The organism is Poseidonibacter sp. (assembly GCF_041821165.1).
Lineage (GTDB): Bacteria > Campylobacterota > Campylobacteria > Campylobacterales > Arcobacteraceae > Poseidonibacter.
In genome coordinates this window covers 1-11,488 of sequence record NZ_JBGUES010000064.1, presented here as the reverse complement: position 1 = coordinate 11,488, position 11,488 = coordinate 1, and the positions used below count along the sequence as shown (strand labels likewise).

Annotated in this window: 12 protein-coding genes; 10 read left to right on the top strand and 2 right to left on the bottom strand. The window is 26.8% G+C overall.

Annotation, left to right across the window (positions count from 1 at the left end; genetic code table 11):
- The 5 genes from hsdR to ACERKK_RS06710 form a co-directional block, all read left to right on the top strand.
- The coding region (hsdR, locus tag ACERKK_RS06730) for an EcoAI/FtnUII family type I restriction enzme subunit R (protein ID WP_373772321.1) at positions 1–1,988 on the top strand (1,988 nt) is incomplete at its 5' end.
- A 98-nt stretch (positions 1,989–2,086) separates the two neighbouring features.
- Positions 2,087–2,524 (top strand): DUF1016 N-terminal domain-containing protein, encoded by a 438-nt coding sequence (locus ACERKK_RS06725; protein ID WP_373772320.1) that lies wholly within the window; start codon positions 2,087–2,089, stop codon positions 2,522–2,524.
- A 19-nt stretch (positions 2,525–2,543) separates the two neighbouring features.
- Positions 2,544–2,642, top strand: a complete 99-nt coding sequence (locus ACERKK_RS06720; protein WP_373772319.1) for a hypothetical protein — start codon at positions 2,544–2,546, stop codon at positions 2,640–2,642.
- Positions 2,643–2,654: 12 nt separating this feature from the next.
- Positions 2,655–4,118 carry an N-6 DNA methylase gene (locus ACERKK_RS06715; protein ID WP_373772318.1) on the top strand — a complete coding sequence of 488 codons (1,464 nt, stop codon included), beginning with the start codon at positions 2,655–2,657 and terminating at the stop codon, positions 4,116–4,118.
- On the top strand, positions 4,111–5,325 hold the full coding sequence (locus ACERKK_RS06710) for a restriction endonuclease subunit S (protein WP_373772317.1): 1,215 nt from the start codon (positions 4,111–4,113) through the stop codon (positions 5,323–5,325). The genes ACERKK_RS06715 and ACERKK_RS06710 overlap by 8 nt, the downstream gene beginning before the upstream one ends.
- Before the next feature lie 26 nt (positions 5,326–5,351).
- On the opposite strand, the gene ACERKK_RS06705 is transcribed toward ACERKK_RS06710, so the two are convergent.
- Together ACERKK_RS06705 and ACERKK_RS06700 are read right to left on the bottom strand one after the other, a co-directional pair.
- Entirely contained in the window at positions 5,352–5,825 is a 474-nt protein-coding gene (locus tag ACERKK_RS06705; protein ID WP_373772316.1) for a DUF420 domain-containing protein, read from the bottom strand.
- On the bottom strand, positions 5,826–6,131 hold the full coding sequence (locus ACERKK_RS06700) for a DUF3817 domain-containing protein (RefSeq protein WP_373772315.1): 306 nt from the start codon (positions 6,129–6,131) through the stop codon (positions 5,826–5,828).
- 132 nt (positions 6,132–6,263) lie between these two features.
- On the opposite strand from ACERKK_RS06700, the gene ACERKK_RS06695 reads away from it, so the two are divergent.
- The 5 genes from ACERKK_RS06695 to ACERKK_RS06675 all read left to right on the top strand — a co-directional run bounded on the left by ACERKK_RS06695 (position 6,264) and on the right by ACERKK_RS06675 (position 11,317).
- The gene (locus tag ACERKK_RS06695) at positions 6,264–7,784 is read left to right on the top strand and encodes a cache domain-containing protein (RefSeq protein WP_373772314.1); all 1,521 of its coding nucleotides are present in this window, start codon (positions 6,264–6,266) and stop codon (positions 7,782–7,784) included.
- Positions 7,785–7,786: 2 nt separating this feature from the next.
- On the top strand, positions 7,787–8,476 hold the full coding sequence (locus ACERKK_RS06690) for a response regulator transcription factor (RefSeq protein ID WP_373772313.1): 690 nt from the start codon (positions 7,787–7,789) through the stop codon (positions 8,474–8,476).
- Positions 8,477–8,542: 66 nt separating this feature from the next.
- Positions 8,543–9,502 (top strand): TRAP transporter substrate-binding protein, encoded by a 960-nt coding sequence (locus tag ACERKK_RS06685; RefSeq protein WP_373772312.1) that lies wholly within the window; start codon positions 8,543–8,545, stop codon positions 9,500–9,502.
- Positions 9,503–9,507: 5 nt separating this feature from the next.
- Positions 9,508–9,993: a TRAP transporter small permease subunit gene (locus ACERKK_RS06680; RefSeq protein ID WP_373772311.1), complete on the top strand. Its 486-nt coding sequence runs from the start codon at positions 9,508–9,510 to the stop codon at positions 9,991–9,993.
- Positions 9,983–11,317, top strand: a complete 1,335-nt coding sequence (locus tag ACERKK_RS06675) for a TRAP transporter large permease (protein ID WP_373772310.1) — start codon at positions 9,983–9,985, stop codon at positions 11,315–11,317. Before ACERKK_RS06680 ends, ACERKK_RS06675 begins: the two co-directional genes overlap by 11 nt.
- Positions 11,318–11,488: the final 171 nt, after the last annotated feature.

Genomic DNA, 11,488 nt, shown 5'->3' with positions numbered 1-11,488 from the left:
AAAAACAAGAAATTGTAACATCAGATTTTTTACTAGATGATATGAAACCAAGATTTTATCAACAAATTGCAATCCAAAAAACAATAGAAGCAATAGCAAAAGATGAAAAAGATAGAGTTCTTCTAACTTTGGCAACAGGTACGGGTAAAACATTTATTGCTTTTCAAATAGTTTATAGGCTATTTATTTCAAAATGGACTAAAAACAATAGAAATAAAAATCCAAGAGTTCTTTTTTTAGCAGATAGAAATATTTTAAAAGACCAAGCTATAAATGCTTTTAATTATCTTGAAAAAGATTGTGTGGATATAACAGGTAAAGAGATTAGAAAAAATGGTGGAGAAGTAAAACTTTCAGGAAATATTTTCTTTGCAATTTACCAATCAATAGCAGAGCGAAAATCAGGTGAAATAAATGAAGATGATGATGTAAACGCATATTATAAACAGTATCCATCTGATTTTTTTGATTTAGTTGTGATTGATGAATGTCATAGAGGTAGTGCTAATGATGATAGTTCATGGAGAGAGATATTAGATTACTTTGGTTCAGCAGTTCATTTGGGTCTAACAGCAACACCAAAAAGAGAAGACAATGGCGATACTTATAAATATTTTGGAGATGCAATTTATGAATATTCACTAAAAGAGGGCATAAATGATGGTTTTTTAACACCATATAAAGTAAAAAGAATCAAAACAAATATTGATGAATATAAGTTTGACCCTGATGATTTAATAGACGGAGAACTTGAAGATAAAATAGTAAAATTAGAGAAGTTTGAAAAACAAGTAATTATTCCAAAAAGAACAAAACTTTTAGCAAAAACAATTTTACAAAATATAGATACTTTTGATAAAACTATTATTTTTTGTGTAAACCAACAACACGCACTTGATATGAAAATAGCAATTGATAAATATAAAAAAGTAAAAGATAGTGATTATTGTGCAATTGTAACATCAAATGAAGGACAATTAGGAAGAGAATTTTTAGAGAGATTCCAAAATAATGACAAAACAATACCTACGATTTTAACTTCTTCAAAAATGCTAACAACAGGAGTAGATGCAAAAAACGTAAGAAATGTAGTATTAACAGCTCCAATTAGATCAATGACAGAATTTAAACAAATCATAGGAAGAGGTACAAGGGTTTTTGAAGGAAAAGACTTTTTTTCAATTATTGATTTTGTAGGTGCAACAAATTTATTTTATGATAAAAACTGGGATGGAGTTGCTGATGATGTTATAAAAACACAAACTGTAAATACAAATGATTTAGATGAAGATATACAAACACAAGATGAAAATGAACAAACAAATATAGATTTAGAAAATAAAAAAGATGAAAAACAAACACAAGAAGATGAAAATAGTATAGACACTCCAAAAGAAAAAACAAGAGTTGAAAAAATCATAATAGATATAAAAAACAAAAAATTAAAAGTAATAGATATAGAAACTTCTTATGTAGGAGAAAATGGTACACCTCTTAGAACAAGTGAGTATTTACAACATCTAATTGGAGTATTAGGAAAGTATTACAATGATGAAGAAACACTAAGAGCTATTTGGTCAAATCCTATAAATAGAAAAGAGCTACTAGAAAAACTTCAAGATATGAATATTGATGAATCCCAACTTGAGGATTTAAAAGCTATTTTTGATGCACCAAATAGTGATATATATGATGTTTTAGCTCATCTATCTTTTAACCTTGATATTAAAACAAGAGATGAAAGAGCATTAAGTGTAAAAAATTCAAAATACTTAGAAAAATACCAAAATGAAAAAGCAAAAGAGTTTTTAGAGTTTATTTTAGATAGATATACAAAAGATGGTGTAAAAGAATTAGAAGTAAATAATCTTCCATCACTTATAAAACTAAGTAATATAGGAGTTGCAAGAGAAGTGGCTTCAAACTTTGGAGGAATTCCACAACTAAAAGAAGAATACTATAAATTACAAGAGGCTATTTACGAATAGTTTTTTGTAAACAGTTCAAATTTAGATAAAATTAATTATTAATTAGATAAAAATACTCATTCTAAAAAATCTACAAAATACTTTATAAAGGCTTATAATTGAAAGATTTAAAATCTACTAATCAAAACAATTTTTTTACTGATATAAAATCATTACTTCATGATGCTAGAAATAAAGTATATACAGTAGTAAATACTACAATGACGCAAACTTATTGGCAAATAGGTAAAAGAATAGTAGAAGAAGAGCAAGATGGAAAAAGTAGGGCTGAATATGGAACTAAACTTATTGAGAATCTTTCTAATGATTTAACACAAGAGTTTGGAAAAGGTTTTTCAACTGATAACTTAAAAAACATGAGACGATTTTATTTGTCATTTCAAAAAAGTGAGACACTGTCTCACAAATTCAAACTAAGCTGGTCACACTATATCTTTTTAACAAGATTATCAAATGAAGAAGAAAGAAAATTTTATGAAATAGAAGCTTCATCAAACTCTTGGTCATTCAATAGGTATAATCCTTTGCAAAGATAAAAGCAAAGCCTTAGTAGAAATGACACTACCAAAAGATAATAAACAAATATATGCAAGTAAGTATCTTACAGTATTACCAAATAAAGAAGAATTTCAAAAATTACTAGAAGAAGAATAGGACATAAATAACTTGGAAAGCAAAATAAATAAAATAACGGATATATTAAGAACAGATGATGGAATAAGTGGTGCAATGCACTATACAGAACAAATATCATGGGTTTTATTTTTGAAGTTTTTAAATGATAGTGAAGATAATAAAGCAGATGAAGCAGAACTATCAGGTGAACAATACACATATATTTTAGATGAAAAATATAGATGGTCAAACTGGGCAGTTCCAAAAGTAAAAGGCAAGATTGACCATAACAATCTTGATAGTGGAGATGATTTACTTGATTTTGTAAATAAAGAGTTATTTCCATATCTAAAGTCTTTTAAATCTATCAATGAAAATGTAAAATCTATTAAATACAAAATAGGTGCAATTTTTGAGTTTTTAGATAATCGTATTGCAAATGGTCATACCCTAAGAGAGGTGTTAAATACTATTGATGATATGGATTTTCATAATCAAGCGGACTTATATCAATTATCAGTTGTTTATGAAAAACTTCTAAAAGATATGGGAAGTGATGGAGGAAACTCAGGGGAGTTTTATACACCAAGAGCAGTAATCAAAACTATTGTTGAGGTAGTAGACCCAAAAGCAGGGCAAACTGTATATGACCCAGCAGTAGGAAGTTGTGGATTTTTAATCGAAGCAAATGAACATATGAGAAAAGAAGATTTATCAAGTGAACAACTAAAGTTTTTAAATCTTGATACTTTTTTTGGAAATGAAAAAACACCACTTTCTTATGTAATGGGTGTTATGAATATGATTTTACATGGAGTAGAATCACCAAATATTTCAAAGAAAAATACATTAATTGACAATATCAGAAACTTTGAAGAAGCAAATAGATTTGATTGTATTTTAGCAAACCCACCATTTGGTGGTAAAGAAAAAGAACAAATTCAAGCAAACTTTCCTATTAAATCAAATGCAACAGAACTACTATTTTTACAACATATGATGAAAAAACTTAAGCTAAATGGTAAGTGTGGTCTAGTAATCCCTGAAGGTGTACTATTTCAAACTAACAAAGCTTTTCAAGCTGTTAAAAAAGAGTTATTAGAAGATTTTAATGTTCATACTATTTTAAGCCTTCCTAGTGGTGTATTTTTGCCATATAGTGGAGTAAAAACAAATGTAGTATTTTTTGATAAAGCAGGAACTACTGAAGAGATATACTACTATGAAGTAAATCCTGAAAATAAACTTACAAAAAATAAACCTATAAAAGAAGAGCATTTTAAAGAGTTTTTGAAATCTTGGAAAAATAGAACACTTACTAATAACTCATGGATAGTAAAAGTAGAAGATATCAAAGATTATGATATCTCTGCAAAAAATCCAAATAATAAAGAAGTAAAAGTACACACAAGTCCAATACAAATGGTAGAAAATATCAAAAATAATAATGCCCAAATAAATATACTTATGGATGAAATAGAAGAGATTCTTTTAGGAAAAGATATAAATGAGTGAGTTATATGAACTTCCTGATGGGTGGGAGTGGAAGAAATTAGGAGAACTTTGTGATTTTATAAGAGGACCATTTGGTGGAAGTTTAAAAAAACAAACTTTTAAAGAAAGTGGAAATGCCGTTTATGAGCAAAGTCATGCAATATATAATCAATTTGAAAAAATCAGATATTTTATTGATGATACAAAATTTGAAGAAATGAAAAGATTTGAATTACGACCAAATAGTTTAATCATGAGTTGCTCTGGTACAATTGGAAAAGTTGCAATAGTACCAAGTATTATTAAAAAAGGAATAATAAATCAAGCACTTTTGATGTTGACTCCAAATGATAACTTGAATAATATCTTTCTTAAATTAATGATTGAAAGTAATTTTTTTCAAACTTTATTATCCGAAAATTCAACTGGTGCAGCTATTGCTAATGTCGCATCTGTAAAAGTTTTAAAAAATCTAAGTATCCCTTTACCTCCATTAATAGAACAAAAAAGAATAGTATCAAAACTTGATACTCTTTTTGAAAAGATTGATAAGTCAATAGAACTTCATGAAAAAAATATAAAAGAAGCCGATGCTTTTATGGGAAGTGTTTTAAATGAAGTTTTTGAAGAACTGGAAGATAATAATAGTATTATAAAAATTAATGATATTGTAGTTAAAACTAATAATAAAAATACAAAAGAAAATGCAAAAAGTAATTATACATATATTGATATATCATCAATTGATAATAAACTTTTCAAAATAGAAGAACCTAAAATAATTTTAGGAGAAGAAGCACCTAGTAGAGCAAAAAAGGAAGTTTTTATTGGGGATATATTATATGCAACTACTCGACCAAATTTAAAAAATATTGCAATTATAGAAAAAGAATATGATAATCCAATAGCTTCAACAGGTTTTTGTATTTTACGAGTAAATAATGAAAATGAAAAGAAATTTTTATTCTATTATTTACTAACAAATAAATTATTTGAACAAATTGAGCCAAATATAAGAGGTGCTCAATATCCTGCAACATCAGATAAAGATTTAAAGAATTGTAATATCCCAAAGGTATCTTTATTAATCCAACAAAAAGTAGTAAAATACCTAGATAAAGTTTCTTTAAAAATAGAAAAAACAAAAGCCATCCAAAAAGAAAAACTTCAAAATCTAAAAGACCTAAAAGCCTCTATTTTAGACCAAGCATTTAAAGGGCTTTTATAAACTTAAGTAAAGAATCAAATCTTTACTTAATACACAAATAAAAACAAATACATACAAACACCCATAATTGAGCTAATACTCAAAGATATGAAGATTGCTTTTCCTATTTTTTTATGATTACTTCCATTGATTTTAGTAAAGCCATTTTTTTTATAACTTTTATATGATGAGATAAATAAGTACAACCATCCACCAACAGAAGCAATAGCTATGATAATATGAATAATTAAAAATACAAGCATAAAGTCATAAGAAACAGAACTATTTGCTGAGTACTCTATAAATCCACCTGAGATTCGAATTCCTATTTCAAATATTACTACGATTATAAGTGTGATTGCTAAAATAATAGCTTGTGAGATAAAGTGTTTTTTTAACTCTTTTTTACTAGCTAAATAAATACTATATGCTAATAAAAAAGGTAAAAAAGTAAAATAAACGGTAATAAAGTCGATATAAAAAGGTGCTTTAGTACCTAAAAAGCCTGATTGGAAGAGCATCTATTTTTGATTCTCTTCTTGTGGTAATTTTTTGATAACTTTTTCAATTAATAAAAAACCAAATGGCAATAATGAATAAACAAATAGCTGAAATGCTACACCTATATTCCATCTATATTTTATCATTGCGTTAAAAAGTACAAAAGTAAAGAATATAAATAATATCCCATGTCCCATTCCAACTACTTTTACTGGATATGGATTGTCTGCTAAGTATTTCATAGGCATTGCTACAAATAGTAATAATAAGTATGAAATCCCTTCTGTTATAGAAATAAGTCTAAATCTTGAAAATGCTGTATTCACGTGAAAGTTCCTTTTTTTAATTAAGATATGTATTTAAGTCGCGATTATACAGTTTTATAACTAAAAGATTAAAACTCACTTTTATCTCACTACATTTTGATAAAATAAGCACATAATAAAATTGGAGATAGTTTGTTTAGTGAAAAAAATATACCAAAACTTATAATATTAACACCTATTGCAACTGTTATTTTAATCGCATTTTTTACTATTTATTTTTTTGTAAAGACTCAATATGATTATTTTGAAGAAGAGAGTATTCTTGTAGAAAAAGAGTATATTATCAAACAAAAAGAGCTTCTAAAAAAAGAGGTTGATTATATTGTAAACTATATAGAACATCATGTAAAAAGAAATAAAACACTTAATAACGAAGAGTTAAAAAAAGAGATTTTAAAATATACAGAAACTATAAGGTACGGTAAACACGGATATATTTGGATTCATGATACAAATTATTATCTAAGGGCTCACCCTTTTAGACAAGAATCACTAGGTTCTTATGATATTGATTTAAAAGATGCAATGGGTACTTTAATCACCAAACAATTTATAGATGAAACTATAAAAAATCCAAGTGGAAAATTTATAGAGTATTATTGGCAGAAACCAGCAGAGTTACACTTTTCTAAAAAACTAGGTTTTTTTAGATTGTATGAGAAATACAATTGGGTAATTGGAACTGGGCTTTATATGGACGATATTCAAAAGTCAATTTTTGAGAATAAAAAACTATTAGAAAAAAGAATAAATAGATATATCAGACTTGTTGTAATTATATCTTTTTTGGTTGTTTTATTTATTGGTTTTATATCATTTTTAATGTCAAAAAAAATTACAGCAGTTTTTAAAACATACCAAGACAATGTAAAGAAAAAAGAGCTTTTATTAGAAGATTTAAATAAAAACTTAGAACTAAAAGTGCAAAAAGCAATCAAAGAAGAAAAGAAAAAAGATAGGGCAATGTTCCATCAATCAAGACTTGCTAGAATGGGAGTAATGCTTTCTATGATTGCTCATCAATGGAGACAACCACTAAGCGAAGTTTCAGGAATTTTAATGGAAATGGAAACAGCAAATAAGTTTAAAAAACTTGATGATAAAATGATAAAAGAATCAATAAAAGATTCAAATAAACTTATTAGTTTTATGTCAAATACTATTGATGATTTTAGAAACTTCTTTAAACCTGATAAAGAAAAAGTAGAGTTTCACGTAGAAGATGCTTGTAATGAAGCAGTGACTTTAGTAAGTGCTTCTATTAAAAACTTTGGAATTACTTTAAAAAAAGATATAAAAGTAAGCCCAATAATTAGAGGATATAAAAGAGAGTTTGCACAAGTTATGTTAAATCTTATGTCAAATGCAAAAGATGCACTAGTTCAAAGAGATATAAAAGAACCGTATATAAAATTGTGTCTTGATTATAAAGATGATAAAGTGATAATAACAGTTGAAGATAATGCAGGTGGAATAAAAGAAGCTTATATCCCAAATATATTTGATCCATATTTTACAACAAAAGAGAGTCTAAAAGGTACTGGACTTGGTTTATATATGTCAAAAATGATTATCGAAAAAAATATGGGTGGAGAGCTTAGTTTTGAAAATACAAAACAAGGTGCTTTGTTTACTGTTGTATTAAAGGTTTGATTATGGATGAAACAAAATTAGAACAATTAAAAAAATATACTATTTTATGTGTTGAAGATGAAGATGGTATTAGAAAAAGATTAGTAAACACATTAAAGTACTATTTTGATGATGTTTTAGAGTCTTCAAATGGTGATGATGGATATGATTTATACCAAGAATACAAACCTGATATTATAATTTCAGATATAGAAATGCCTAAAAAAAATGGTATTGATATGATTGAAAATATTAGAATAAATGATTTAAAAACAATAGTAATAATGCTAACAGCTTATTCTAGTGAAGAGTATTTATTAAAATTAATTAATTTAAATATTAATCATTATATTTTAAAACCTGTAAACTCTGAAAATTTATTAAATGGAATAATCAAAGCCTTTGGCGATAAGTTAGATAAAAATATTGTATTTGATGAAGATTTGTATTTTAATATAAAAGAGCATGAATTATATTTTAAAGGAAAAGTCGTAACTTTAAGAAAAAGGGATAAAGACTTTTTATTATTGCTTCATAAAAATAAAACAAATGTTCTTACATATTCTCAAATAGAAGACTACTTATGGAGAGATAAATCTATGAGTATGAGTGCTTTAAAAACTTTTATTAAAGAGCTTAGACAAAGACTTCCTATTGAAATGATTTCCAATGTTCCTCAAGTTGGATATAGACTAGAAATTAGCAAAAGTTAAAAAACTCACTTTTTCCTCACTTAGAACTATTAAACTTCTTTTATATTAAATACTAGGAGTTTAGGGATGTTAAAAAAAGGTTTATTATTAACTGCTTTAGCAGGTGCTTTAGTAGCATCATCAAATATCAAAATGGATTTAAATGCAAAATATAGTGCAAGTAATTTCCATACAAAAGGTGCTGTACAATATGCTTCATTAGTGAAAGATTATACTAATGGAAGCGTTGATATTAGAGTACATGCAGGAAGTGCTTTAATTAAAGGAAATCCTTTAAAAGCTGTAAAAGATGGAACAGTTGCTATGACTGATATGTTTATTCCTTTTACTTCAGGTGGAGGTAAAGTTTTTGGAATTTCTGCCTTACCTTTTATTGCTACTTCTTATGAAGATGCTTATAAATTATACCAATTATCAAAAAAATCTTATGAAAAAACAGCTAAAAAATGGAATCAAAAATTACTTTATTCTGTAACTTGGCCAGCTAGTGGTTTTTATTCTCAAAAACCAATGACAAGTATTTCTGATTTCAAAGGTGTAAAAACTAGAACTTATGATAAAAATACAGCAGTATTTGTAAATGGTGCAGGTGGAAATGCTGTTGCTTTACCTTGGGGAGAAGTATACTCTTCACTTAGAACAGGAATGGTTGATTCTGTTATTACTTCATCATCATCAGGAAAAGATGGTAAATTTTGGGAAGTATTAAAAAACTATACAAAAATCAACTACGGATACCCATTACAAGCAGTTACTATCAATCTTGACTACTGGAATTCATTAGATAAAACTCAACAAAAAGCAATGTTAAAAGCAGCAAAAGAGATTGAAGAATCTCAATGGAAAGCAGTAATTGTTGAAGAACAAACTTCTTTAGATGAGTTAAGAAAAAATGGTATGACAATTACAGAAGTAACTCCTGAACTTAAAAAAGAGCTTGATGCAATTGCATTAGAAGTTTTAACAAAATATTTACAAGATGCAAATAAAGACATCAAAAATATTTTTGAAGAATATAGAAAGTAATATTGATGAATACGCTTTCAAATTTAATAAATAAACTCTGCAAAGGCGGAGCTTATTTATCTGGGTTCTTTTTAGTAGCTTTAGTTTTAATGATTCTAACAGAAATTTTTTTAAGATCGTTTTTTGATATTTCAACAATGATTGCAGATGAATATAGTGGATACTTTTATTTAGCTTCAATTTTTTTCGGACTTGCATATGCGTTTAATGAAGATGGACATATTAGAATTAATATTATTACTTCAAAATTATCAAGAAAAGCAAATAGAAAAGTAGATATTTTTGCTGCAATTATTACAGTTTTTGTACTAATTTTTGCATTATATAGAACAATTTTATTAGCTTATGATTCTTATGAATTAGAGATGTTATCAGAAGCAGTTTCTGAAACACCAATATATCTAACACAACTTGCAATGCCAATAGGTCTTACACTATTTATCTTAGCGCTTATTGTATTTATATTTAAAGGATTAAAAAATGATATCTGATCCACTAGTTTTATCTGTTATTTTAATAGCAATTATGTTTGCATTTTTAATATCATCTCTTTGGATTGGAGTTTCTTTAATTCTTACTGGTATTATAGGAATGCTTTTATTTGATCACAATCTTCCTCCTGTAATTAGTGTTTATACTAAAATAGGGGATTTACTTGCATCTTCTTTATATGATGCTTTAAATTCATGGTCATTAGCAGCTTTACCTATGTTTATTTTAATGGGTGAAATTTTATATAAATCTTCAATTTCTACAAGATTATTAAATGGTTTAAAACCTTGGTTAAACTATATTCCAGGTGGTCTTCTTCATGTAAATGTTGTTGCTTGTTCATTATTTGCAGCAGTTTCAGGTTCAAGTGCAGCAACAACAGCAACAGTTGGAAAAATAACACTAGAAGAGCTTAAAAATAGAGGTTATTCAAAATCTTTAGCAATGGGTTCATTAGCAGGAAGTGGAACTTTAGGTTATTTAATTCCTCCATCATTAATTATGATTATTTATGGTGTATTATCTGATGTTTCTATTGGTAAGTTATTTATTGCAGGAATTATTCCTGGATTATTATTAGCATCACTATACTCATTTTATATTATGTATAAAGCAAAAGTTGATGTTACAGTAACACCTATGGAAGAAGAGGTATTTACTTTAAAAGATAAATTAAATTCATTTAAAGACTTAGCTCCAATTTTTTCACTTATTACATTAGTTTTAGGTTCTATTTATGGTGGATTTGCAACTCCAACAGAAGCAGCAGCTTTAGGTGTTTTAGGTTCTTTAATTTTAGGATTATATTTTAAAAGTATTGATAAAGAAGTAATTCAAAATGCTATTTTAAATACTGTTAAAACTTCTGTAATGATTGGATTTATTATTGCAGGTGCTATTTTCTTATCTCAAGTTATTGGATTTTTAGGAATTGCAAGAGCTATGAGTGAGTTTATTATTGGACTTGGATTATCTCCATTAATGTTGATTTTACTAATTGGTATTATGTATATTATTTTAGGAATGATTTTAGAAGCAATTTCTATTGTTGTTATGACATTACCTATTGTTTTACCAATTGTAATATTAGCAGGATTTGATCCATTATGGTTTGGTGTATTTTTAGTATTTATGGTAGAAATGGCACAAATTACACCTCCTGTTGGTTTCTCTCTTTTTGTAATACAAAGTATAAGTGGAGAAAAAATAGAAGCAATATTAAAAGCTACATTCCCATTCTTTATTTTAATGGTAATAACAGTAGTTTTAATTACACTTTTCCCAGAAATCGTATTTTATTTACCAAATAAGATGATTGACTAAAAATTAAGTATAAGAGTAATTTAATTACTCTTATCTTTTTACAAAAGCTATAAAAAAACTCACTAAAAAGACACTCCAAATAGATAGAATCTACACATAAAAAAATTAGGTTGAAATGATGATAGAATTAATTTTTGTATTTGCTTGTATATTAATATATGTGCTTTCTTT

Excerpts from the sequence above, each read along its gene's own strand:
- ACERKK_RS06720 (WP_373772319.1), top strand. The coding sequence starts at position 2,544 with ATGACACTACCAAAAGATAATAAACAAATATATGCAAGTAAGTATCTT.
- ACERKK_RS06710 (WP_373772317.1), top strand. The coding sequence starts at position 4,111 with ATGAGTGAGTTATATGAACTTCCTGATGGGTGGGAGTGGAAGAAATTA.
- ACERKK_RS06705 (WP_373772316.1), bottom strand. The coding sequence starts at position 5,825 with ATGCTCTTCCAATCAGGCTTTTTAGGTACTAAAGCACCTTTTTATATC.
- ACERKK_RS06690 (WP_373772313.1), top strand. The coding sequence starts at position 7,787 with ATGGATGAAACAAAATTAGAACAATTAAAAAAATATACTATTTTATGT.
- ACERKK_RS06685 (WP_373772312.1), top strand. The coding sequence starts at position 8,543 with ATGTTAAAAAAAGGTTTATTATTAACTGCTTTAGCAGGTGCTTTAGTA.
- ACERKK_RS06680 (WP_373772311.1), top strand. The coding sequence starts at position 9,508 with ATGAATACGCTTTCAAATTTAATAAATAAACTCTGCAAAGGCGGAGCT.
- ACERKK_RS06675 (WP_373772310.1), top strand. The coding sequence starts at position 9,983 with ATGATATCTGATCCACTAGTTTTATCTGTTATTTTAATAGCAATTATG.